Annotated in this window: 27 protein-coding genes; 9 read left to right on the forward strand and 18 right to left on the reverse strand. The window is 66.8% G+C overall.

From position 1 onward, the window contains the following. Window positions 1–76: 76 nt before the first annotated feature. From YIM_RS07325 to cyaB, 3 genes are read left to right on the forward strand one after another with little or no spacing between them, the layout of a single operon-like run. Window positions 77–2,119, forward strand: coding sequence for a radical SAM protein (locus tag YIM_RS07325; RefSeq protein WP_228004600.1), 2,043 nt, complete (start codon window positions 77–79; stop codon window positions 2,117–2,119). Between the two features lie 22 nt (window positions 2,120–2,141). After that, a complete protein-coding gene (locus YIM_RS07330) occupies window positions 2,142–3,191 on the forward strand; it encodes an aldo/keto reductase (protein WP_153029608.1) in 1,050 nt (349 codons plus the stop codon). Beyond that, the gene (gene cyaB, locus YIM_RS07335) at window positions 3,188–3,742 is read left to right on the forward strand and encodes a class IV adenylate cyclase (protein ID WP_153029609.1); all 555 of its coding nucleotides are present in this window, start codon (window positions 3,188–3,190) and stop codon (window positions 3,740–3,742) included. Before YIM_RS07330 ends, cyaB begins: the two co-directional genes overlap by 4 nt. A 203-nt stretch (window positions 3,743–3,945) precedes the next feature. Here the strand turns inward: cyaB and YIM_RS07340 are convergent, their stop codons facing one another. From YIM_RS07340 to YIM_RS07410, 15 genes are all read right to left on the reverse strand, one after another. Beyond that, window positions 3,946–4,392: a DUF6283 family protein gene (locus tag YIM_RS07340; RefSeq protein WP_228004601.1), complete on the reverse strand. Its 447-nt coding sequence runs from the start codon at window positions 4,390–4,392 to the stop codon at window positions 3,946–3,948. 405 nt (window positions 4,393–4,797) lie between these two features. After that, the gene (locus YIM_RS07345) at window positions 4,798–5,826 is read right to left on the reverse strand and encodes an HAD domain-containing protein (protein ID WP_153029610.1); all 1,029 of its coding nucleotides are present in this window, start codon (window positions 5,824–5,826) and stop codon (window positions 4,798–4,800) included. A gap of 131 nt (window positions 5,827–5,957) precedes the next feature. Continuing rightward, the gene (locus tag YIM_RS07350) at window positions 5,958–6,281 is read right to left on the reverse strand and encodes a hypothetical protein (RefSeq protein WP_153029611.1); all 324 of its coding nucleotides are present in this window, start codon (window positions 6,279–6,281) and stop codon (window positions 5,958–5,960) included. Continuing rightward, the gene (locus YIM_RS07355; RefSeq protein ID WP_153029612.1) at window positions 6,263–6,904 is read right to left on the reverse strand and encodes a hypothetical protein; all 642 of its coding nucleotides are present in this window, start codon (window positions 6,902–6,904) and stop codon (window positions 6,263–6,265) included. The genes YIM_RS07350 and YIM_RS07355 overlap by 19 nt, the downstream gene beginning before the upstream one ends. A 915-nt stretch (window positions 6,905–7,819) precedes the next feature. Continuing rightward, a complete protein-coding gene (locus YIM_RS07360) occupies window positions 7,820–8,278 on the reverse strand; it encodes a hypothetical protein (protein WP_153029613.1) in 459 nt (152 codons plus the stop codon). Beyond that, the gene (locus YIM_RS07365) at window positions 8,262–8,600 is read right to left on the reverse strand and encodes a hypothetical protein (RefSeq protein ID WP_153029614.1); all 339 of its coding nucleotides are present in this window, start codon (window positions 8,598–8,600) and stop codon (window positions 8,262–8,264) included. Before YIM_RS07365 ends, YIM_RS07360 begins: the two co-directional genes overlap by 17 nt. Window positions 8,601–8,610: 10 nt before the next feature. Next, window positions 8,611–9,024, reverse strand: coding sequence for an Imm1 family immunity protein (locus YIM_RS07370; protein WP_153029615.1), 414 nt, complete (start codon window positions 9,022–9,024; stop codon window positions 8,611–8,613). After that, window positions 9,018–9,536, reverse strand: coding sequence for a hypothetical protein (locus YIM_RS07375; protein WP_153029616.1), 519 nt, complete (start codon window positions 9,534–9,536; stop codon window positions 9,018–9,020). The genes YIM_RS07370 and YIM_RS07375 overlap by 7 nt, the downstream gene beginning before the upstream one ends. A 457-nt stretch (window positions 9,537–9,993) precedes the next feature. Further along, a complete protein-coding gene (locus YIM_RS07380) occupies window positions 9,994–10,902 on the reverse strand; it encodes a trypsin-like serine protease (protein ID WP_228004602.1) in 909 nt (302 codons plus the stop codon). Between the two features lie 109 nt (window positions 10,903–11,011). Next, window positions 11,012–11,581, reverse strand: coding sequence for a hypothetical protein (locus tag YIM_RS07385; RefSeq protein ID WP_153029617.1), 570 nt, complete (start codon window positions 11,579–11,581; stop codon window positions 11,012–11,014). A gap of 539 nt (window positions 11,582–12,120) precedes the next feature. Continuing rightward, window positions 12,121–12,321 (reverse strand): hypothetical protein, encoded by a 201-nt coding sequence (locus tag YIM_RS07390; protein WP_153029618.1) that lies wholly within the window; start codon window positions 12,319–12,321, stop codon window positions 12,121–12,123. Continuing rightward, on the reverse strand, window positions 12,318–12,968 hold the full coding sequence (locus YIM_RS07395) for an HAD family hydrolase (RefSeq protein WP_153029619.1): 651 nt from the start codon (window positions 12,966–12,968) through the stop codon (window positions 12,318–12,320). Before YIM_RS07395 ends, YIM_RS07390 begins: the two co-directional genes overlap by 4 nt. Beyond that, window positions 12,962–13,573 (reverse strand): hypothetical protein, encoded by a 612-nt coding sequence (locus YIM_RS07400; protein WP_153029620.1) that lies wholly within the window; start codon window positions 13,571–13,573, stop codon window positions 12,962–12,964. The genes YIM_RS07395 and YIM_RS07400 overlap by 7 nt, the downstream gene beginning before the upstream one ends. After that, window positions 13,570–13,797: a hypothetical protein gene (locus tag YIM_RS07405; RefSeq protein ID WP_153029621.1), complete on the reverse strand. Its 228-nt coding sequence runs from the start codon at window positions 13,795–13,797 to the stop codon at window positions 13,570–13,572. The genes YIM_RS07400 and YIM_RS07405 overlap by 4 nt, the downstream gene beginning before the upstream one ends. A 97-nt stretch (window positions 13,798–13,894) precedes the next feature. Further along, complete coding sequence (locus YIM_RS07410; RefSeq protein ID WP_153029622.1) at window positions 13,895–15,067, reverse strand: hypothetical protein; 1,173 nt, start codon at window positions 15,065–15,067, stop codon at window positions 13,895–13,897. A 689-nt stretch (window positions 15,068–15,756) separates the two neighbouring features. On the opposite strand from YIM_RS07410, the gene YIM_RS07415 reads away from it, so the two are divergent. Next, window positions 15,757–16,410: an HAD family hydrolase gene (locus YIM_RS07415; RefSeq protein ID WP_228004603.1), complete on the forward strand. Its 654-nt coding sequence runs from the start codon at window positions 15,757–15,759 to the stop codon at window positions 16,408–16,410. On the opposite strand, the gene YIM_RS07420 is transcribed toward YIM_RS07415, so the two are convergent. From YIM_RS07420 to YIM_RS07430, 3 genes are all read right to left on the reverse strand, one after another. Further along, on the reverse strand, window positions 16,407–17,807 hold the full coding sequence (locus tag YIM_RS07420) for an XRE family transcriptional regulator (protein ID WP_153029624.1): 1,401 nt from the start codon (window positions 17,805–17,807) through the stop codon (window positions 16,407–16,409). The two genes, YIM_RS07415 and YIM_RS07420, sit on opposite strands and share 4 nt — an antisense overlap. A 172-nt stretch (window positions 17,808–17,979) precedes the next feature. Continuing rightward, complete coding sequence (locus tag YIM_RS07425) at window positions 17,980–18,210, reverse strand: DUF397 domain-containing protein (RefSeq protein WP_153029625.1); 231 nt, start codon at window positions 18,208–18,210, stop codon at window positions 17,980–17,982. Window positions 18,211–18,244: 34 nt separating this feature from the next. Beyond that, the gene (locus YIM_RS07430; protein ID WP_228004604.1) at window positions 18,245–19,129 is read right to left on the reverse strand and encodes a helix-turn-helix transcriptional regulator; all 885 of its coding nucleotides are present in this window, start codon (window positions 19,127–19,129) and stop codon (window positions 18,245–18,247) included. A gap of 1,564 nt (window positions 19,130–20,693) precedes the next feature. Between YIM_RS07430 and YIM_RS07435 the strand changes: the two genes are divergently transcribed. The 5 genes from YIM_RS07435 to YIM_RS07455 are packed head-to-tail and all read left to right on the forward strand — an operon-like array spanning window position 20,694 to window position 22,834. Then, window positions 20,694–21,251, forward strand: a complete 558-nt coding sequence (locus YIM_RS07435) for a hypothetical protein (RefSeq protein ID WP_153029626.1) — start codon at window positions 20,694–20,696, stop codon at window positions 21,249–21,251. Window positions 21,252–21,256: 5 nt separating this feature from the next. Then, window positions 21,257–21,745, forward strand: a complete 489-nt coding sequence (locus tag YIM_RS07440) for a hypothetical protein (RefSeq protein ID WP_153029627.1) — start codon at window positions 21,257–21,259, stop codon at window positions 21,743–21,745. Continuing rightward, window positions 21,742–22,032: a hypothetical protein gene (locus YIM_RS07445; protein ID WP_153029628.1), complete on the forward strand. Its 291-nt coding sequence runs from the start codon at window positions 21,742–21,744 to the stop codon at window positions 22,030–22,032. Before YIM_RS07440 ends, YIM_RS07445 begins: the two co-directional genes overlap by 4 nt. Then, the gene (locus tag YIM_RS07450; RefSeq protein WP_194240069.1) at window positions 22,029–22,595 is read left to right on the forward strand and encodes a DUF6624 domain-containing protein; all 567 of its coding nucleotides are present in this window, start codon (window positions 22,029–22,031) and stop codon (window positions 22,593–22,595) included. Before YIM_RS07445 ends, YIM_RS07450 begins: the two co-directional genes overlap by 4 nt. Beyond that, window positions 22,592–22,834 carry a hypothetical protein gene (locus YIM_RS07455; RefSeq protein WP_153029629.1) on the forward strand — a complete coding sequence of 81 codons (243 nt, stop codon included), beginning with the start codon at window positions 22,592–22,594 and terminating at the stop codon, window positions 22,832–22,834. Before YIM_RS07450 ends, YIM_RS07455 begins: the two co-directional genes overlap by 4 nt. The last annotated feature ends 466 nt before the right edge of the window (window positions 22,835–23,300 follow it).

Genomic DNA, 23,300 nt, shown 5'->3' on the forward strand with positions numbered 1-23,300 from the left:
GGCCCGCGACCGTCTTATCGGGACGGTTGCTCATGCCGTGGGGCGTGCTCCGGACACGGGCGCGACAGTGCAGTCGGTGCTGCTGGCTGAACCTGACGCGATCCGCGCCGCCGTGCAGACGTGCGTGGGGCCCGATCAACTCGTAGTAGTGACGGGAACACTGGATCGCCGGCTGGTGCTGATCGAACACGACGACGGCCAGACCTGGACTGCGGCAGACCTGTCAGGCCAGCCACATAACTCCCGTAAGTGGCCACAATGGACACAGAATCACGTTTCCCTGGCAGAGCCGGATCAGTGGCTGTCCACAGCATCGCTCACCCCGGAAGGCCGGTACCGTCTGACGAGGCCCCGCCTGCTGCTGGCGTCGCTGTATCACCCGGAACACTTCCCGCTGCCCCGGTTCCCGCTGGCCATCTCCGACCTCGCGCGCGCCGCCAGATCCACACTGCTGGGCCACGTTGAGCTGATGGACATGCAACTCGGCGTGGGACTGGAGGAGATCATCGCTCGCGCCACCTCCGGAGCGGTAGACGTGCTGGGTGTGTCAATCACGTTCGGGCAACACGACCTGGCGACCGAGCTGCTGGACGCGGTGTATGGCTGCGACCCGCCGCCGCTGGTAATCGCCGGCGGGTCCTTGACCGCACGCAACGAACACGTCCTGCTCGAGCGATATCCACAGCTGCTGATCGGCCGCGGCGGCGGCGAGCCGACGATCGCGGACCTGCTCGGCCACTGGCACGGCGACCTGCCACGCGCACAGGTGCGTGGCATCGGGTACGCGGGCGCGGCGCGCGGGAAAGGCACCCTCATGCCCGCGCGCCGCACCGCGACCGTGGCCAACCGCCTGCAGACCGACATGTGGCCGGAACTGGACCTGCTGCGCCCGACCTTCGCCTGCGGTGGCGTCGCGCAACTGGAAACCTCACGCGGCTGCACCAACTTCTGTTCCTTCTGCCCACGGGGCCACAAAGGACAATGGGCTGGTGCCGCGCCCGAGGCACTGCCCTGGATGCTCTCACAGATGCGCACAGTCTTCGACCTGTTCCCGCAGACCAGCCGCACCCTGTACCTGGTGGACGAGGAATTCATCGGCCGCGGCCCCGACGCTGTCGCCCGCGCGCTGTCGGTGGCCGACACGCTGCACGATGCCGGATTCGCCTGGGAAACCTCCTGCCGGATCGACCAAGTAGTGAGAACGGACCGCGACCGGGACTGGCACCTGGAACGAGCGCACCTGTGGCGGGGCCTGCTCGAACGCGGCCTGCGCCGCTGCCTGTTCGGTGTGGAATCCGGCGTCACCTCCATCCTGTACCGATTCAACAAGGAGACCACCGCAGAGCAGAACGCACTCGCCATCCGCACACTGACCGCGCTGGGCGTGCCACCTCGCTTCACCTACATCACCTTCGACCAGCTCATGACCGAGACCGAACTGCGCGACACCGTGGCGTTTCAGGCACGCACCGACCTGCTCATCGCACCACAACCAGGGCTCAGTGTGGGCGAGATCGTCGATGGAGTGCGCGACGAGCAGTGGGTGCGCGCACACGCGACCGGTGAACCGTTCTACTCCGCGATCAGCTACATGCTGGTCGGGATGGAATGCCTGATCGGCGCCGCCTACACCCGCAAGGCCGGCGCCGCGGGGCTGACCGGTGACCCCGACCCGGCCATGGGCCGCATGGACGCCCGCTACGCGGACTGGCGCATCGGCGTGCTCGCGCGGTGGGGCCAGCTCTGGATCGACCGCAACTTCGCCCTCGACTACACCCTGAAATCACTCGAAAAGGTCGTCGACGGCCAGCCATACGCGGTGTTGCGCCGCCTGCGGCGTCTGCTCAAAACCGGAGCCTTCGGCTTCCTCCACGCCATGCTCGACCAGCTCACCAGCACCGCTGTCGCTGGCGACGACCCTGGCGCACTGGACGCCCGCTGCGCCGAGCTGGCACAGACGCGCATCCACCAGCTCCGTGCCGACCTCGGCCACGCCATCACCGGGGTCCTGGACGCCCTGCCGCCGCGGCACCAGCACCGCCTGCACGCCCAGTACCAGCAGTGGAGCACCGCGACGGCGTGGCGACTGATCAACGCCGCCGACCCGTGCGGCACTTGACCCCGACCGGACAGAGGTGACCATGCACGAGCTGCCCCGCCGGACCCTGCGCGGACTCAACGCCGAGGTCTCGGCGCTGGGCGCCGGCTGCTGGACCATCGGCGGCCCCGCCACCAACGCCGGTGTCCCGATCGGCTGGGACGGCGTCACCCCCGAGGCCGCCTACGCCGGACTCGTGCGCGCTCACGACCTCGGGATTTCGCTGTTCGACACCGCCGACGTCTACGGCCTCGGACGCTCCGAACGGCTCCTCGGCCGCCTGCTGGCCACCCTCGACCGGCAGGCCGTGGTCGTGTCGAGCAAGGTGGGCTACTTCGCCGGAACCGCCAGCCACCCCTACCAACCGGCGCACATGCGCCACCAGTTCGCCACCACCCTCGACAACCTCGGCACCGACTACCTCGACATCTACCACCTCCACAGCGCCGACTTCGGCCCCGGCGACCAGTACCTGCCCGGCGCGATCGAGGTCGTACGCGACCTGCGCACACGCGGGTTGATCAAGGCAGTAGGCATGCGCGCACCGCATACCTTCGCCGAGCACTGGGCCACCGGTCAGGGCCCGCGCGCCGAGCGCACGGCCCGCTTCCTGCACCTGTTCGACGCCATCCGCCCCGACGTGGTAGCCGCCCGCTACAACCTCCTCAGCCCCCTCTACAGCGTCGACGAGACCGACATCTTCGCCTTCGCCCGCGCCCGCAATGCTGGGGTGATCGTCAAACAAGCACTCGGACAAGGACTGTTCCTCAAACCCCATCAGTGGGCGCCCACGTTCGGCCCAGGCGATCACCGCTCCCGCGACCCCGAGTTCACCGGCACCGCCCTCCACGCGATCAGGCAACGACTCGCCCCACTGCGCGACCGTTTCGGAGGCTGCCCGGCCAGCTTGGCGCGCGCCGCGCTGCGCTACGTACTCCAGACAGCCCCCGAGGCACCGGTGCTGGTCGGGTTCCGCAATGCTGACCAGATCCACGCCACCATCACCAGCCTCGGTGACCCCCTCACCGACAACGAACTCACCGACATCCGCAACCTGCTCCACCCCAACATCAGGAAGGAACCCGCCACATGAAGTACATCGAGGTCGAAAAGAAGTACGCCGCGCCCGACGCTGCCGCGCTGAAGGCCAAACTGGAGGAACTCGGCGCCAAGCCCAGCGCGCAGACCCGTCAGGTCGACGCCTACTACAACGCGCCCCACCGTGACTTCCTCGCCCCAGAGGCCATCTCGGAATGGCTGCGCATCCGCACTGAAGACCGCGGCTCATCCATCAACTTCAAAGTCTGGCACCCCATCGACGCCATCGCTAAAACCCACGCAGACGAATACGAAACCGCCATCGACGACCCCGAAGCCATCCGTCGCATGCTCCACGCGCTCGGCTTCACGCCCCTGGTCACCGTGGACAAGACCCGCGAAGAGTGGAAACTGCCCCACGTCGAGGTCGTGTTCGACCACGTCGACGGCGCCGGCGACTTCGTCGAATTCGAATTCAAAGGCGACGCCGACGACGTCGACGACGCCACCACCCAACTCGTCACCTTCATCGAGTCGCTCGACGTCGAACTGGGCGACACCATCAACCGCGGATACCCCCACATCCTCCTCGGCCGCGACCACTAAGCGAAGAACTACGCTAGCGCACACGGTCTCGATCCCGTGGCGCGCCGACGAGTCGCACGATAGTGGACCGCGATCCGCGAGCCGGAGCAGCAACTCGGTGTGCCTCTCCGGCTCCCGGTCGCCGCCTTCTCCCGTTTAGCCATGGCTTGTCGCCAAATTCAACTGGCCGCAGCCCAGTCAAAGGGGCGAGCCCTTGAGGCAGGTCAGGCCGGCTCGGTTTCGATGATATCGTCGCGAACTCGTCGGATCTTCTCCATCGTGCGGAGCGCCTCCGAATCTGGGGCATTTATGTCACGGACTCCGTGCTCGGCTGCCGCAGCGCCACTATCAAACAATGGTATCGGCGACTGGTAGTTCACCACTGCTCGAGCGGTTTCAGGGCTAATCCGACCGGCGTGGACGGCCAGGCGCAGAGCCAGCAGTTCGTCGCCGTCGTGGCAACCTGCCCAGCCTGCACAAATGCGCCGATGCTTATCATCGTCGTTCTGATGGCACTGGAACAAGCCGACCGGCTGTTCCCCTGTCTCGGTGTCGTAGCGGGGCAGCTTCGCGTACTCGTTCGCATGCCAGATGCCCGAGGGGACATCGCGCCGGTACGGACAGGACGCGCACGGTCTCGGAGCAGGAGGGCCCATCTGCTGGCTGTCCACGCTTATGACTCCCAAGTACGAGCGCGGTCGGCGGGCTCGCGCGCAGTGTTCTGCCGAGCAGTGTCCCATCGTGGCGTCGATCAAGACCGTCAGGGGGTAAGTGCGTGGAGATCACCTCCGCTGATCCGGCAGCCAGTCGCTATCGAACGGAAGCCGGGGCGCGGTGGTCACCCGCTGCCCTGCCCGCACACCGACGTGATCGTTTCAGAACCAGCCCGCAAAGGCCGGACGGCGAGGTAGTCGGTGATCCGGCGGTCGTCGAAGTCGGAAGCGATCGTGTATTGCCCGTTCGTTGCTTCACGAGGTGACTGGAGGGCCGATCCGGGCCGTGGAGGCCACTGTCGCACCTCGGAGCGAGGCTGAAGCACGTCTCGAAGGCCACATCGTGGGTAGCCGCGACCGACCTCACAGGGCCGAGCGTCCGTCCTCGCTGACGGCCGGTGTTGTTGTGCTGGTGATGCCGCTGGCGAGTTCGCGCTGTGCGGCGCTCGCGAGCCCGATGACGTGGTCGCGGGCGGCCAGGTCCTCGATAGTGGCGGCGCCGTGCTCGCCTCTGAGGAGCGCGGCACCAATGCCTCGGCGTGAAGACCGGGGCGGTTTCGCCTCGAGCATGGCCGCGAGCCGGTCGGGCATCCGCGCGACTGCGGCCCTCCGGTACGTCGCCGCGGTGGCAGTATCTAGACGGTGCTCAAGATGTGCGGCAGCGTCGTCGGCGGCGAGGAGGTACTGGACGATCAACTCGAAAGCGCTGGCGCGCGCCCCAAGTCGCTGGGTGAGCAGGCCGTGCAAGACTTCGTCAGCGGGTTCAGAGCTGAGTGCCAGGTTCATCTCGACGCCGTCCCCGCTGGGGAGTCGCACCTGCTCCCACGGGCCCGCTGCGTTGATCGGGTTGCCGGGGTGCTGAGCGGACAGCCACAGATACAGGATCTCCACGTGCGCCCAGGACAGGCCCTGGGCGCTCGGAATCGGCAGGAGCAGGGTCGGCAACCCAGACGCGGTGCGCTCCTCAGCCCAGCCGTGATCCTTTCCCCCGAAATGATCGTCCAGCCAGGCGAGTGGACGGTCGGCCGCGAACTCGGCGACGGCGGGATGCTTCAGCGAATGACCGAATCGTGTGCCGGTGTAGGGACCAACCTCAATCACGGGCATGTTGACCGGAAGCTCGATTCGCGGGGCGATGAACTCGGCAGCCTGCCTGCGCCACGTGGTAGCCCACACCAGGTCCGCACCGCGTGCGGCCAGAGCCTGAAACCATCGTCCGTGCGCGGGATTGAGGTAGACCGATGTCTCCATCGGTTCTCCGAGGGAGTTCGGGCCGCGGTAGGTGTGGCGCTGATAGCCGGCAGGGACCGAGCGTCCATCCAACTCTGGTGCGAGGACGCCATCGACATCGATCGCGATCAGCGGGCGGCCGGAGCGGGCCGGGCTGGTCATCGGCGCTCCTTCCAAGGTCATGGGGTGTTCATTATTGCTGATTCTCATCCCGTACGTGCGAAGTATTGCGACTGTGGGTGACCAGGCATGGCCGACACCGCTATCTGGACCTGGCAACGTGAGGCCCGTTGTCAGATCCCGAGGTCGTACCTCTCGAAGTGTTTGTCGTCCCAGCGGCGGCGTAGCTCGGCGAGCCGGTGTCGATCGGTGACGGTGACGCGCTCACCGTGCTTGTCGGCGACCCGTTCGATCAGAGCGAGGTTCTCCAGGTGCCGTAGGGTTTTTCGTAGTACTTGTGAGGCGTAGTGCCCGATCTGACGGTCCGTGGTGACTTTGCCTGGCTCGGTCTCCAGCAGGTCCGGAGCTCGTTGTTTCCACAACTCGACCAGCTTCAGCCGGGTGACCGTGGGTTCGGTGTGGTCGGTGACTTCCAGGACTAGGTCGGCGACGTCCACGGTGGCCCGGGAATCCGATGTCCCTCGAACAGGATGTGCCCGTCGCTGGTGGCTCGCGCCGGCCCGCGGCGGGCGAGTTCGGTGGCCACGGCGTCGGCGAGAGAGCGCAGTTCGGGGTCGGTGGTGAGCGGCCAGGGCAGCGTGTTCAGTCTGGCCCACAGAGCGGTGTCGGCCAGTGATTCTTCCCCGTTGTGGATGTTGCGGTGCTCGTGGACGGCCAGGGCCAGGGTGAGCAGTGAGCTGCGCAGGCAATCGACGATGCTGTCTCTGCGCACGGCCCGTACCCGATCGTCGGCTCTGTCCAGGAAAGGGCGCAGGATTTCGTCGAACCCGGCGGCCCGCTGACGCCAGGCCACGAAAGCGTCCCGTTTCTCGGTGAACTCGTCGTCGCTGATCCGGCCGGCGTCGCGGTCGAACTCGGCCTGGCGGAAGGTGTCGCGCTGGTCGATCCGGGCGTGGGTGGCGCGGGCCTCGATGCGGCGCAGCACGCGGTAGGTCTGGATAGCGCGGTCGTCGGCGAGTAGCGCCACCCAGTCCCTGCGGCGCGATCGGCGCAACGCCTCCCGGACGTACTGGATGGCACCGTCGTCGTCATCGGCTGCGTAGGGCAGGTGCTGCGGCATGAGTTGTCGAGTCCTCTCACGGTCGCGGGGTGCGGTTGCTGGCGCCGAGCTTCACTCGGGTGGGCGGCGAACTGATCCTCGCTACCGCTGCTGGCGTGATCTCGACGTCGCTCCTGGGGCACTATCCGGTGGGTGGGTGTGGTCGCCGGTGGTGTGGCACTCGGGGCAGCGTTGAGCGTTGTCGGGGATCGAGTCCGTGACGATGCCAACGCGTGCGCACCGGGTCAGGGCGAAGGTGACCCCGTCGTGCCTGCCCGCGGCCGGTCGGTCGTTGATCCTGTGGACCTGATTCGCTGTGGTCAAGCCCAGGCAGGGCTGCCCGGGAAGGGCGGCTGCGGGTTCAGGTAGCGGCGCGGTCGCAGGCTCAGAGGGCGGTGCGGTCGCGGGCGCTGGGGCACACGGCCAGAAGACCGGTTCCGGCCCCAGGTCGGGCTCGAGATCGGCGTCGAGCACGTCGGGGTGCGGTGGCTGATACACGCGGGGGAGGAACGGGTACACGCGGGGGTGGAGCTGGTGCACGGTGGCCAGGTTCGGTGTCGGCGGGGTGTGCGGGGAGTGCGTCGTGTCGTGGGCGGGCAATGGCGGTGCGGTCGTGGCTGGTTGGCCCTTGTTGGAGCGGATGGTGACTCCGGCGGCGACCAGGTGGGCGCGGACGGTTCGTGTCGCCATGCGGTAGTGGCGGGCTAAGGCGCGCTGGGATGTGCCGGCTTGGTAGCGGCTGACCATGCCTGGTGGTGTCGGTCGGCGACGCGTGGGAGGAGGTGTGTCGGTGTGGTTGTTCATGGTTGGCTGTGGTTCCGGCGGCGGTATGTGGCGGGTCGGTGGTCGCTGGCGTCTGGTCAGGGTAGGTGTCCGGGCGGCCGTGCGGGGCCCGGGCGTGCTTGTCTGCTCACGGGGTTCGGGCTGGGTCACCGCTTACGGTCGTAGACCGTGCCAGCCCACCAGGCATAGGACGCCCTTGGGAGTGGTCTCTAAACGGTCTGCCATCTCTGTCAGCCCTAACTCGGGGTCGAGCCAGAGGGCCTCGATGCGGTCGCGGTTGCTGGTGGCGAGCAGTCCTCGGCGTGGAAAACCGTGGTTGTTGGCGTAGTAGAAGATCCTGTTCGAGGTGAAGCCCAGTTTGATGCTCAGTTCCTCCGTAGTGCATTTGAGGTTGCTTCGGTTGAACCATGCTGATGCCAGGGCGGGCTCGTCCGAGTTTCTCTGCCTGGCCCGGCTGGTGCGGCGTGGTATGCCGAGAACGTCGGCGTATATGTGCACAGTGTTCCGGTGGATGCCGAGCCGGTCGGCGATCGTCCCGATTTTTACGGTGTGATCCCGATAAAGCTTGTCGAACTGATCTCGATCGAATCGAGGCTTAGGAGGTTGGGTCATCTCGAGTGAAACTTTCGTTGCGTTCGTTTTCCAGGCAGTGGTAGGAGATGAGCTTGTCCAGCGCCTTGTCGGACATGTCGAGATGAGAGGCAAGGCGGTGGTAAGGGATCTCGTGTGCCAGACCGCCGACGAGCTTCTTGCGGAGGTATTCGCGTCGTGCGTCGCTCAGGTGCTTGCGGAGTGGGATGTCGTATTTGCGTGCCAGGTAGTAGACGCGGCGGATGCCACCCACGTGGGTGGCGACGTCGCGTACCGGTGTGCTGAGGTCGAGGTACAGCCGTTCAAAGACGTCTCGTGGTATCAGGGGCGCGGTAGTGGTCATGATCTGCTCGCTACGCCGTACGCCAGTTCACCAGGGTCGGCCGTGTTCGTGTCAGGACGAATTGATCCACGGCGTCCAGCACTGTCCCGAGGCTGACTTGGCAGCCGGGCTGGAAGTACATGTCCCGTTTGCCCGCCATCTTGTACGCCTTGGTGCCGTCGCCGCCTCCGGCGGCGGGGATGGAGAGGTGGTCGGCTGCGCCGAACTGCATTGCCCCGATCTGATTGCGCGGGTCGATGCCCACGCGCAGGGCGATGCGATACGGGTCGGTCATGTCGGCCCCGCCATAAATGAGAGACCAATCGTAGGCCACTGCGATGTCTGTGCGGCTCGCGATCGAGCGCAGCGCCACGGCGACCCGCTTGCCGTGCTCGGGGTTCTCAATGTGCACGTCGGAGATGTCCAGCAACTGCTGCTCTAGCAATTCTCGCTCCTGTCTTGCTCGATGATCTCGAAGCCCTGGTGCGCGGCTTCCTCGTAGTGTTCTGGCTTGCGTCCCGGTAGCCACAGGTCGAGGTCGGCGTAGAAGCCGGACTGCTGGATCTCATGGACGGCGATGAAGCTGTGGTCGTAGGATTCGTCGAGCTTCACATACTTCTTCGTCGTGGAATCCCAGCGCGTGGACCACTTCCGCAACGTTGCTGTGTTCTGGCTGCCGGGGACCGGGTGGTAGTCGATGTATCCGCCGTTGTACTTGTCGCAGAACTCCCGATACAGCTCGGTATGGACAATGAGTGCGCGCCATGCCGTGTCGACATCCTCGTCGGGGATCAGCAGTATCCCGGAATTTCCCAGAGCGACGAGAAAGGCCAGGAGCTGATCTAGTGCCCTGGCGGCGTAGGGGCGTTCCATGTGCTCTCGCTCGGCGAGATAGCGCACGAGACGGTGGAAATCGTCTGCGCTGATCAGTTCTCGCCCGCATCGGAAGTCCGACATGATCTCCCTCCTGAAAGATGAACGTGTGGCCAGATGTGTCTGGACCTTGGCCATGGTCTGCGTCGTGAGGGCTTTCACTGCTGGCGCATGGCTGCTGGCCGGGGCGGATGTGCGGCCCACCGGGACGGCGGGCACCGTGGTCAGGTAGCGAAGCGGTGACCGGGCCAGTAGGTGACGAACCCGGACTTGACCGCCCCACGAGGGTTTCGCCACCATCCGCTGGATGGCCCCGGCAGTCCATGCTGTTTCAGGCGCAGCTCAGGCGACGTACATTGCGTGTACCGCTGTCAGAACCACCAAGAAATCTTGTCGTCTGTCTGGTATCGGCCATCGCGGGTCGGCGGTCGGTGAGCTGCTGACGGGGTAGTTCGTCGGTTCGGTGTCCCGAAAGTGAGGTCGGCAGGCTCGGGGCACCGCGCGCCGCGTTGGACGACGCGCGGTGACCCCGGGGCGTGGGTCAGGTGGCGTTGCCGGTGCGGGCGACGTGGTAGATCCAGTCGCGGAAGTCCGGCGAGCTGGTGTAGACATCCGGCGCCGTGCCGCAGAACTCGGTCGCGGAGCGGCTGGAACCGCCGACGAGCTGGGTTACGCCGTTGATCGTGGCCAGGGCGGGCCCGCCGGAGTCCCCGTTGCAGGCGGCGTCAGTGCCGGAGGGGTTGTCGGTGCAGATTTCGGCGGCGGACAGTGCCGCGTCGGCGCAGCGCGAGGGCGCGGTGACGCGGGTGTCGAGCTGCTGCAGGTGCCTCGGCAGACCGGCGTGAGTGCTGTCGGGTTCGGTCACGCCCCAGCCGTAGAGGCTGACCGCGCTGCCACGGCGGGCGGTGTCGCGCGCGAGCTGCACGGTCGGCTGCTGGAGCAGGCGGTCGAGCTTGAGCATGGCGATGTCGGAGACCGGCTCCTTCGGTGCGCCTTGAGCCCACTCCCAGCCGGGGTGGACCACGACCTTGGTCACCGTCGCGGTCTCGCCGCCGGAGAGCCGGTCGAGGCTGCCGACCCGGACGTGGAACCGCTTGTCCGCGGTCGGGATCGATGCCGCGTCGGCGGTGAACCGCTGAATCGCCGTCGACTTGGCCGCCGCGCCCGCGGGCGGGTCGGTGACGCAGTGCGCGGCGGTGACCACCCAGCCCCGGAACACCAGGGCCCCGCCGCAGGTGTGGTAGTCGATGAACTGCTCACCGTGCTTGGGTGCGTCGTACTGCAGCGAGGTGATCCCCGGCGGGGCGCTCGCGGCCGGGTGGCCGCCCACGATCATCGGCTCGACCGGCGGCGGTGGCGTGTCGGCCACGGCCGCCGTCACGGGAGCGGTCAGCGCGGTGGTGATGCTCATCGTCACGGCGGCGGCGAAGGACAGGATCTTTCTGTTCACGGAGAGGTCTTTCCCATCTGAAAAGGTTGTAGGTCCACTGAAGTGATCGGGTGCGGGGCTCTGGGAGGTCCGCGTCCTGGGTGAGCGACGGGCATCGTCGGAGGCCGCGCTATTCGACGCCGTCGTCGCGTTCGGCGGCGGCGTGCGGCGACACGGGTGCCTGCGGCGCAGGCGGTGCGAGGCGGCACGGCTCATCGGGGGTGTCGCAGCTGCCGCAGGGACCGAAGACCAGGCACCGGGCGAGGTCACGATCGAGAGTGCGCGCGTGGCGCTCCAGTTCCCAGAGCACGGCGGGGAACACCGCGCTGTGGACACCGATCAGGACCGGCGTGCTGCGGTGCCGGACGCAACCGGTCAGGGTTCCGCAGGAGGTGAAGTGAGCGATCCAGTGCTCACCGCGGAGCGCGAGGACGCATTCGAGTTCGCTCAGGCCCAGGTCCGGTGTGGCCTGGCGCCGGGGTTCGTCGTCGAGCGCGCCGTGGAAACTCCCGGGGTAGTAGACGCTGGCGCAAATGTCGGAGTCGCGGTCGAGGATTGTCCAGCCACGGCAACGGAAAAAGGAGATCAGCGGATCTACCGTGCCGTCGTCCGGTAGCGGCTGCTCCTGGCGACCGGCTCCGATAAGCAGGTCGAAGACGTTCCGGACGCGGATGAGCGCAGCGTCGAGGAGTTGAGTCATGGCGATGATGGCCTCCTGGGAGGGCGAGATGTCGGTCGTTGACGTCTGCGCTTAGTCGCCGCGGCGACACAGGCTCTGTGGCTTGCGAGCCCGTCGAGTGGACGCGATCGGCGTACTGGTGGCCGGGCTGTCGTGTTCGACTAGCTCGTGGCGCGCGGGCCTTGCTTCGGGTCGGTGGTGTCGGTGTCGCCCGCTGCCCGAGGTCGGGAGCTACGCGATAAGTACGGTCGTGTCCGCGGGCTTGCTCGTGGTTTCGCCGGCGGTACGGAAATGCGGGGTAGCCGCAGCGTCGGCAGGTCGCGCTCCTGGCCTGGTTGGCGCCGGTCGCGGTCGTACACGGGCCAGGCCGGAGCAGGTTGTTCGTGCTCGGCCGCGACGCGGGCGGTGATGGCCGCTACCGAGTCCGGGCGCCTGTTCCAGCGGTGCCGCCGCCGGCGAGCAAGTCCTCGTAGACCGAGCACGGCACCGGCCAGCACCAGAACGGCCGCGAGGCTGACCAGGAGAGCCGGGTTCATCGCCAGGTCCGCTGGTGTGGTGGGTCATGAGGCGCCCGCCCGGTCGGCGGGGGCACGAGCGCGGCCGACAGCGGCCAGCGTGTACGCCGCCCGAGGGCGGCGGGCGTCGTCCGGTGCGGGCCAGTGCCCCGGCGTGGTGATGCCCGGGTTCGGCAGAACGAGGTCGGTGAACTGCCAGGTGAAGTCGGCCTGGCTACGAGGCCGTGGGCGCTGACGAACGCTCATGCCGGCGCTCCCGCCAGCTCGGCCAGGCGGTCGGCGGCGTCGGCGAGGTCGCGCACGACGGCGACCCGCGGATCGCGGCGAACATCCTCGGGCAACTCGACGTCGCGGGTGTTGACCAGCACGGCCGCGCGGCACCCGGCGGCGAGCGGTCCCCGGACGTCTTCGGGAACCCGGTCACCGAGGTGCACGATGTCACCGACCGGAACCTGGTACTCGGCGGCGATAGCAGTCCAGCAACGCGGCTGGGGTTTGCGTGCCTGCAGCTGGTAGCTGGTGTAGATCCCGGCGAGATACTGCCCGCACTGATCGTGCAGGTCACCCATCCTGGCGGGGCCCGCGACGCAGGAGACGTTCGACAACGCCACCACCGGCGCCAGGGCCGCCAGCCGCTCGAGAGCGGTCTTGGTGCCGGGGTAGGCGGTGAAACCGCCGGTCGGCCAGATCAACGGCCACTCGGCGGCGCTGATCAGCAGCCGCTCCCGCACCAGCTCGGCGACCTCCTCGGTGAGCTCGGGAACGACGTGGAGGATGTTGCGGTCGATCTCGGCGGCGTTGTCCGGGGCCAGGGCTATCTCCCGCAGCACGTCCGCCGTACCGGGCCGGTCGAACGAGCCGAGGGTGTCGCCCACGTCGGTGACGATCAGCACGCGGCACCTCGCACTCGGCGGCGCGCGGGCACGGCCAGGCGAGCCATCACCGCCGCCGCGAGGACACCCAGAAGTTTGTGGAGCCCTTGATCGAGGTCGGAAAGCGCAGTGCCCGGCCCCGAGGTATCCGGTTCGGCATCCGGTTTGCGCAGCACGGTGGCGTACGCGATGAAGGAGTCCTTGTGGTTGACCCGTTCCGCCAGCCACAACAGGACACGACGACGATCGATGACCCAGTGCGTCCCGAAATTGATCACCGCACCGGCCAACCGGGCACGCCACGGCAGGCGCAGACCGAGAAGACGCACCACGACCTCGGTGACGACCAGCTGCCCCGCCGCGTAGGTGAGCACATGCCCCGTGGCCGCCCGACGCCCGACAACAGAGGCTGGCACCGCAACCTCGTCCTCACGCACGATCTCGCCCGAGGGCGTGCCATCGCTCGGGTACACCAGCTCGTCGCCCTGTAACCCTTTGAGGACGGCATCTTTCGGCCGTTGAAGCCAACGATCTGCCCAGAGATGCAAGCCGTGGAACGTACTGGTCAGCGCACCGAAAAGCGCGACCCGCTCCACGACACGGCCGGAGAAAGTCGCCGTGGTCATCCGATGTGCCCCTGCGCACCGGCCGCTTCGTCATCGGAGCGCTGGTAGAACAGCTCGAGATACACGTCCGCGTCCGCGGCGTCGGAGTCACGATCGACGCGGCGGGGCTGGTCGAGATCAACGCCCCACACCTGAATCCCTGCCTGCACCGGATCGGACAGCCACCTGGCTGCACCGGCGAACACCTCCGCGCAGTCGCGGCCCCTGAACGTCGTGCAGTCCACGGCAACGCGTGCTGGCTGTCGGTGTGACATACGAACCGAACCTTCCTTCTTTCGAGATGCCTTCGGATGAAACGCGACCGGTGAGCGTCAGTTCTGCTCAACCGGCACCGGGGAGCGAGGAGGCGACGGAGTTACCGCTGACGCTGTCAGCGGACTGCTCGGCCATGACCGGTGTTCCGGTGGCCAGCAAGAACTGGCGCGCCGCCGCGACCACCGAATGACGGGCAGGCATGGTGTAGCCGCCGGCTCTGGCACCGAATCGCAGCCACGGCCCGAGCCGCGCCAGATACGCCAGCCACAACCGCTCAGAGATCGCGGGAATATCGGCCTGCAACGCACGAGCGGCATGCCAGGAGTTCAGCAGCGGCTCCGGCCAGCTCGCCGCCTCACCTGGTCGCGCCGCCACCACCTGTGCCGCTCGCGAGCACTGCGTCAACATCGCGGTGAACACCTCCGGCGGCGGAAGCTGCCCCTTGACCAACCCGAGATCGGCCACCCACGGCACCACCGGGACCGGATCGCGGACCGAGGCGGCGACCGACGCCAAGCGAAGCGCGGTCGGCAGCTGAGCGGACGCCTCGCCACGATCCACCGGATCGCGGTTCATCAACCGCGCGAACGCCTCCGGATGCGGAATGCGGGGCAAGGTCTGCCCGACATCCAGCCCGGCCTCGCGAACGGCTGCCAACAGCCCCAAGCCGTGCCCGTGCTCCCAACCCATGCGCATCAAACCCCACGACGGCGACAGCACATCGGGCACAGCGCCGCCGGATAGCACCAGCGTGCGCGCCTGCGGATCCACCAGCGTGAAACCGAGCGCTGGCGCGCACAGAGGCCGCAACACGTGGATGGCCAGCAGACGCTGCCACCACGGCGCCGCCAAGGGACTGCACACCGCCCCCGGCCGCTCTTGCTCGCGCAGCCGGCGCAACGCCGACGCGAGCCGCGACTCCGCGGCCGGTGCCTCAAGATCCGCAGGCACGATCGGATCGGCCAGCACCACCTCCTCGGCACCGACCTGAACTGCGTGGCGCAAGCCCCGCGCCACCGCCGCACCCCACCCAGCACCCGGCAGCATCAATTCAACACGCGAACCCCACAACCGGGCGCTCTGGAACGCCCCGCGCGTCCGCCGGTCCGTCCCGGCACTGGTGTCCACCAGCACGGTGCAGACCGGTCGGGAAGACCCCGTCGCCAACACAGCCTGCTCGATGTGCTCGGCCACAAGCGCCACCGTGTCGCCATGCATGCACGCGGGGAGCACGACCACCAGCGGTGACGGTTCCTCGTTTCGCGTGAAAGATGGGACGGCGCGACCATCGGCGGGAGGGGGAATCGTCGTGTCGCCGGATGGTCGTGCCGCCCCGCGCCCCACCTCGCTAGCCGACCCCGGGGGACGGGCCGGACGAGCTGCGGGTGAGGACACCATGCGTACGTTCATCGAACCGGTCACGGGCCTTCAGGATTCTGGATGGGATGCCTCGTTCGAAGGATTTTGGAAGCGAAGGAATTTTGTGGAATCGCGCGGAAGAATCGCCTGAATGTTGCGACCGAGTCGAAGGTTGAATAATCGGAACTTAAGACGCAGCACACTTTTATTGTCGGCGTTCTGTGCACCTGAAGGCTATTTGGTTCAAACTTCAGTAAGCGGACAGTCATTCCCCACCCCGTGCAATCCTGGCCGTGACGAGCGAGGCTAGACGGCATTGCGATCCCGAAGTATCACGAAACTATCACCGCGTGCCCTTCCCGCCTGTGAGACGTGCTTTGAGTGCTGCTCACTTCCCCATGATTTCGGTTCACAGCAGTCAACATGCTGTTGTGTGCGGGTAGTAGCTGCCATGTCACTGCCAGCAGACATCCATTGCGCGACCGGTCGCGCAATGGATGGAGGCCATCGGGCAGAATGTGGCCTCGACCAAGGAGAAGGGGTGCTAGGCGCGCATGGTAATCAAGGCTGTGTTCTTCGACGTGGGCGAGGTCCTTGTCAACGAGACACGAGAGTACGGCACTTGGGCGGACTGGTTGGGCGTCTCCAGGCATGAGTTCTCGGCTGTGTTCGGTTCGGTCATCGCGGCAGGCCGCGACTACCGGGACGTGTTCCAGGTCTTTCGTCCTGGCTTCAATCTCACCGCGGAACGTCAGCGTCGCGCCGAAGCTGGGAAGCCCGAAACCTTCGATGAGCGGGATCTCTACCCGGATGTTCGAGATTGCCTTAGTGCACTGCGACGGCAGCGCATTCTTGTAGGAGTTTCAGGAAATCAGACCGCTCGGGCAGAAGGCATTTTGCGGGACCTGGATCTGCCATTGGATGTACTGGGGACATCGAGCAGTTGGGGAGTCGAAAAGCCGTCAGAAGGATTCTTTTCCCGGCTTCTAGCGGAAGCTGATGCGCTATCGGAAAACGTCCTGTACGTCGGCGACCGGCTTGACTGGGACGTACGTCCCGCGCAAGCTCTCGGCTTGAAGACCGCCCTAATACGCCGAGGTCCCTGGGGGCGGATCCTCAAGGACGCGGACGCCGAGCAGGCCCTCCTTTTCGACCTTCCAGATCTGCGCGATCTGGCGAACCTCGTCGAACAGCACAACGCGATCGGCGAGGTAGCCCCTTAACTGAGAGTAGGAACGGGCGGCAGGAACGCTTGCGTCCGCTCTGCGATGTCGCGCTCGTAAGGGGTACCGGTCAGTGCCGTTCTCGCAGCCGGGATGCGAAGCATCGCTGCTGCGTAAGGGTTCTGTTCGAGTTCTTCGCAAGCGGCGTGAACGAGGCTCGCGCTCCTGTCCGGATTGTGGGGAGTCTCCGCTAGCGCGAGATCGAGCAGCAGAACCGCGCGCTGCTTGTTCGCGTCCTGAGGCAACGCTGTGATCGCTTGCTGCAACCATCGACTAGCTGATCGGTGGCGGCCGGCGAGAAGCTCAGCGTTGCCTGCAAATCCCGGGAGGCGGCTCTCGTCGAAGAAGTCGAGCCACTCCGGATCGGTCCCTTGGGTACCGAGGGCATCTTGAGCCTGCCGGATTCGGTCTCGGCTGCCTTTGGTGTCGCCAATGCGTGACTGAACTTCCGCTGCGACGCAATGTAGCCACGAGCGCAAGTGCGGACCGCCAGCGTACCGTGCGTGCGCGAAAGCTACATCAAGTAATGTGCGCGCGGCAGCCGCGTCCCCGTCTGCCGCTCGAAAGCCTGGGACGAATGACCGATGGGCCGCCACTGTGGCAGCCAGAGCAGAATCTCGGGCTACGTCGACTGCCTGTTGAGCCATCTGGAACGGCCAGGCAGCGAGTTCCGGGCGGCCGAGGTCGAAGAAGGCCAGTCGCGCGGCTTGCAAGGCTGACTCGGCAACGGAGCACGCCAGCTCGCGTGACGAGGACGAGGACGGTTGCGTTCGCAGGAGCGCGGCGCCGAGCTGAGTGTGCGCGACGGTTGCGTCAAGTAAGGGATCTGGCGGCGACGTCCAGTAGAGCTGGCGGTGCCGAGCGGTGATGTCCGAATAGCTGGTGACGACCTTGGGATCGCGGGCCGTCGCGTTGGGGTTCGTCACCGTGTCGGCAGCCTCGGCGAGATCCGGTGACAACAACGGTGTGGTGCTCGCGACGGCAAGCAGCATTCGGAGGAAGGTCTGCCGGTTGATCTCAGGGCCATTGCCCTGCCCCATGTTCCACATCCTTTTCATCACCTGATACGCCAGGTCGTCCAACTGACGGTCACTGGCCGACATTCCCTCACTCAGGGTTCTGGTTGGCGCGATAGCCAACTCGTCATCGGTGAGGAGCCCCAGCTCGGCAGCTGACTTGCCGAGGACAAGTACTAAGTGCTTGCGAAACTGAGGTTCTGGCCACCGCTCGCCGGCTTCCCAACGCCGAGCAGTGTCCGCGGTGAGCCCGCAGCCGCCGTCGCCCGCGAGGTCCATGCTCCGTTTGATCTGGCTGACCAGTTCTTGGCGACTCCAACCACGTTGAAGGCGTTCCCAGGCCAGTCTGGTGTTGGGCGGATAGCGCCGAGTGCCGCTCATCGGTTACCGACCCTCCTGTCCCTGCCTCCAAGGACGTGTTTCGTTGAGTTCGGACAGTAGGCCGCACCAAGGTGCCTGCTGAAGAGCTGGCAGTGTGATGGCGGTGTCGCGGCAGTCCCATGGCAGTGTCTTCTTGGCTGGCTGGGGCATAGACTGAAGCTGCGGACGGACGTTACTGGCGTCGGAAGAAACCAGACTCGACCGCTGCGACGAAGGCGTTCCATTCGGCGTGGTCGAAGACGAGCACCGCTCCGTCTGGTTTGCGGCTGTCGCGGATGCCAATGGCGTTGTCAGTGACGGCGATCTCGACGCACTCTTGGCCGTTGGGGTGGCTGATGGGTGACTTCGCCCAGTTGGTGAAGTCGCAGTTGAGGTGGGGCTTGTGGCTGTTCTGGACATGCATCTCAGGTGTCACCCTTCGTGAGAGTGGTGTCGATCTACAGGCTAGCGGCGAACTCAAGCAGCCGGTGCCTCGTGCGTTCTTGCCCGGCTGCGGCTGCCTTCTGCTGATCGAAGAGTTCCAGGTAGCCCTTGGTCTCTTTGGCCTCGGCGTACTCGCCCTTGTTGTAGCGCTCCAGGTAGACCACGCTCACTGAGGGCTCCGTCTCATACTGGAACACGGTGTAGTCGTGACCTTGGCCCATGTAGTAGCCGACGTCGAACGGGACGAGCTGAATTTCGACGTTGGGGCGGTCCAGCACGTCGACCAGATGCAGGACTTGCGCCTTCATCTCCCCCGGCGGCAGCGGCGTGCGGTGTAGGACCGCTTCATCCATGATGAACCAGAAGTGCTGGTCCTCGTTGTCCAGTACGTACTGCCGTGCGAGCCGGTTGGCCGTGTCACGATCGATCTCCTCGGTGCTGAGCGAAGGCCGCCAGCATCGTCCCTGGGCACGGGAGTACGCCTCGGTCTGCAGCAGGCCCGGAATGACGGTCGAACGGTGACAAAACAGCCTGTTGCAGGTGGGCTCCACGTCGATCAGGAGCCGTAGCTGCTGCTTGAACCGCGTGCTGAACGCCCCGCGCTTGGCGCGTTTGTTGCTCTCCGCCTGCAGCGAGCGGGCGTAGGCGAGGTCTGCCTCGCTTGCTTGGTAGAGCTCGAGGAGTACGTTCAGCTCCGCCAATTTGATTCCGCCGCCGCCCTCGATGTAGGCGATCTTCGACTGCCCGCAGGCGAGACTCTGAGCTGCCTCTCCTTGCGTTTTCCCGGCCTCGTTGCGCCGACGCTCCAGGAGGCTGCCGAGAACGATTTTCATGACGGCAGCCGGGAGGTGCTGGGGCTGCTCCATTCGCTCCGTCACCACGTCTTCCTGTTCTCTCACGGTCGACACCGCCGATCATTCACCCGAACGGCGGACTATCTAATGTAGATATCTAAATTATGGTCGGTAGGTGACCCGGTAGTTCGGACAGTCTAGCGAGGTGTGCCAGTGTTCGATATCTACATTAGCAGGCGGCCCCGGGTCGGCGTCGCCTCCTTGGTTCTCGAGCCCCATCCCGCAAGCCCACTGCTTTTGCTGGCTTTCTGTCTCCTTCTTGTGGGGTGCGTGGTCGGCCTTGCCTCGAGCTGGTGGCACGTCGCCGAACGGCGCAGGCTCCGTCGTTGCCACAGCAACGGTCTTGCCGCCTCGCTCCGCGCGGCGGCTCCAACGCCCGCCCTTCAATCGACGACCTGCTCAGAGGCTGACAACGGTGAGAAGCGCGCACGGCCTCACTCCATGCCAGCTGCCGGAGGGGCACATGAAACGCCGTAAGCGCTCAACCATCTTCGCGCTGCTGGTGAAAGCCGGATGGAAACCCCGGAGGCGGGGATGGACGGTGCCGTGCTGTGACCGCGATGGCCGTTGGTCGTACGCGGAGGTTTCCATCGCCGAGCATGGACCCCAAATCACGGTCGATGCGGATGGTGGCGTGGCGGTGTTCGATCCGCTGGCTGTGGGTCAGCTACGTGCTGCGTTGCGGGATGCCATCGAGTTGTACGTGCGCCTCGATCAATCCGCGCGCGAGGGAATTCCTGCGCCTCGGAGCCATCCGGGAGCGGCCCCCACGCCACATCGCGAGGTGCCCGGAGGGCGGCACGTTGCACAAGCCGCTGGGCGGGTGGCGGTCGTTCTTCTCGACGACGAAGGCGAGCCCAGCGGCCGTCACGCCCTCCGGTCGACGCCGATGGCTATGTCGGAGGCAGCGTGATGGCCGGACCTTGTGAAGCAGCGGTCCGACAACCCCTCCAAGGGCCGTGGCATGGTGCAGGGGGCCGTGCCACGACCGAGGACGCGTCCGTCGACGTGCTCGACATACCCGAGAAACTGGCGCGGCCTGTGGTAGCGGAGCTGGCGTCGGGTTGCCTTCGGGGGCCTGTCTTGCGGCATGGTCCCGGGCGGTGGGCGGTGCTGACCGCGCCGCATCGGCGTGCCGAATTCGCGCTGCCGGAGTCCCTGGTCCGCGCCAAGGTCCGGTTGCTGCCGAATGGCGCGCAGAGCACGCCGAGTCCGAGTCCTGGCCGAGGCGTGCGGACGCGAGACGACTGGGTCGTGCCTCCTGGTCCGGACCAGCTTCTGCCGCCCTGCAGCATGGTTGTCGCGTTGCTGGAGCGCGTTGTGCAGGCAAGGACGTCATCGTGAGCCGGCACGCCCTCGACGAAACTCGTGCGCCTGAGCCGCTACCCGTTTCGCTCACATCGTCCGAGCCGATTGCCGGACAACCAGGAGATGTCGGTTGTGAGCGCGCTGTGTTGTACGAGCAGGTGCTCGAAGGGCTCCATCAGTGGGACACCGAGGCACCGCGTCGCACGCCGACGGACTTCCATGACTGGTTCACCCCCACGATGCCCGTCGGCGAGCCAGCGCCCGCGGACGAGGCACCTGGACCGCAGAAGGGTGATGCTCGGTGTTGAGCACGCATCCGTATCCGGCGGGTGCGTTGACGGAGATGCGCTGCACCGCGACCGAGTACGCCGCGCACGGCTGGCCGATCTGCCGTGGTGTTCCGGCACTGCCCGCCCGGACGGGCACCCTCGAGGACCAGCCAGTGCACGCGGTCGCCGATCTGGTATGCCGGGGTGGGCCCGTGTCCGAGGACGAGGCGTTCGAGGCGTGGACTAACCGGCCGTGGCCCATTCTCCTGCGTCCCGGCGCGATCGGGGTGCTCGACCTCGGGCCTGGTGGCAGCGGGGCCGAAGCGGCGCTCCGGAGCGCCGGATGTCTCGGCCCGATCGTGGTCGGGCCGGGCTCGCGCTGGTACTTGATCGGCGACCACGCCGCCGATGTCGGAGTTCGAGTGGGTGATCCGCCGCGCTCGGTACGGGAGGGATGCGTGCTGCTGCCGCCGAGCCAGGTGCCGAGACAGATCTCGCGCTGGCGGATCACGCCGCAGGAGACCGCATGGTCCGTACCCGACTACACCAGCGCGCTGGCCGCGCTGAACGGCCAGACACGAAGGGACTGATGGGCATGTCCGTTTCCTGCGTGGCGCCCCCGGCGTCGGCCGGGGACACAGCGGCGCGGCGATGCGAGTACTACTGGGCCACCTGCGGGCTGCCCGCTCAGCTGGTCGACAGCAACCGGATCGCCTTGCGCCTGGGCGGGCTGCTCGGCGCGGTCACGATGCCCGCCGAGCTGGGCCGGAAGGTCGCGCCCAGCATGCGGGTGCGGGCCATGCCCGCCCCGGCACTGGCGCATCCGGGTGGCGAACGGTGGACGTTCCTGAGCGGGCCGGGCAGCGCGACGCTGGAGCATGTCGCCGCGCTGGTGCCGCTGGGCGTCAGCGTGGTCGGTGACAACGCCCTGGTCGTACTGCCGTCTCCGGAGACCGAAGCGCTGGACCTATGGCACTGGGTCGATTGGCCCACCCGAGCCAATCTGCCTGCGCAAGCCGCACTGCTGGCCACCACCCGCGCGCTGGCAATGTCGGTGCCGACCGTTCGATCGGAGACGCCATGACGCCCGCAACCTCGCTCGAGGCCGCCGAACCGACAACCGAGATGAGCTGCCGCGTGGATGGCGCCGGGGTCGACGTCGCGGGCTGGTGGGCGCTGCGCCGGGCCGCGCGCGGAGCGCTGCGTCGCCATGACGGCGAGCTGTTCACCGACGGGGGCCGGGCGGTGCCTGAGTGGATCGCACAGGCATGTGCCGGACTGCTCGCGTCCGGCCATCTCGCCGACGATGCCGATCGGCCGCTCACGTTGACTGCATCCGGATCCGCCGCGCTGGCAGGAGGACAACCATGAACAGGGCCGGTGTCGACCCGGAGCTGGCCGCGCTGCGCGGCGAGCTGATCGAGCGTGCCGCCGCCGATCAGCGCGCCCGCGCCGAGCTTGACCCGGTGGCGCCCACACCGGAGCAGTGGGCGACCGTTCACGGCGTCGACGAGGACAACGTGCGCTGGTTCGCGCCCATCGTGGCGGTACACGGCTGGCCCGGCCGCCGCACCGTCGGTGTCGACGGCGCGCACGCCGCCTGGGTGCTGGCCCAGCACGCGCCCGCGCCGTACCGGGCCTGCTGGCTGCCGAAGCTGCGCGCCGCGGTCGCCAATCGCGACGCCGCACCGCGCGACCTGGCCTACCTCGCCGATCGGGTCGCGACCGACCAACAGCGCCCGCAGCACTACGGCACCCAGTGGCTGCGGCTCGGCACCGAGGCAGCCGGCCGTCTCTACCCGCTGCACCGTCCGGCCGAGGTCAACCTCGCGCGCGCGGACATCGGGCTCGACCCGCTGCCCGACTCCGCAATCGAGGCCGCGTACTCCAGCTTCGCCGAGATCACAGCCGCGACCCGAGGAGGTTCACGATGACCAACTTGCAATGGGGTGTCAGCCCGTTCCACCCCGGGCGCGCGCACACCGCGCTGTCCGGCACCGACGTCTCCGTGTGCACCCGGCACCTGCACGAGGGCCAGCTCGTGCTCGAATCCCTGGGGCCGCGCCGTCCAGCGAACCTGCGGATTTGCCCGGAATGCGCCGTGGAGACCGTGGCGCTGCTGTACCCGCTTCCGACCCCGCACCGGCGCACGTCCACCGCGCAAGCGTCCTAGGGCCCGGATGCGTTCTGGCGACATCGCACCGTCGCACTGGGCGCCGCCGTCGCCCGCGGACAGGAATAGCGGGCTCGTCGATCAGTCCAGCGTCATGGCGTCCGCCTCAAGTGGACGTTATGCCCTGGCTGTCGAATACCACGACTACCGTTGAGGCCATATTTCGTTCAGCGGTAGTCGCCAGTCGCCGCGACGTTGATTACCGAGACCTCGCCTCAGGGCCGCTTAATCTTGTCCGACGAACTGGCGCCACAGAATTTCCTACCGGTCAGGAACGACCTGGTCTCTGCCGCTGAATGGAATCGTGTCTCGCTGGTCAGCGCAGGTGAATGGGATTGGTCCCAGTGTGTCCGCCGGTTTGAGTAGTTCTACAGGTGTTCGACCTGCACGCACATGCGACCGTATTCGCTGTGTAGTCAACCTGATACGTATGGGTGAACTATAGCGCTACGTATCCAAGTGGCGA

This window comes from Amycolatopsis sp. YIM 10 (genome assembly GCF_009429145.1).
Taxonomy (GTDB): domain Bacteria; phylum Actinomycetota; class Actinomycetes; order Mycobacteriales; family Pseudonocardiaceae; genus Amycolatopsis.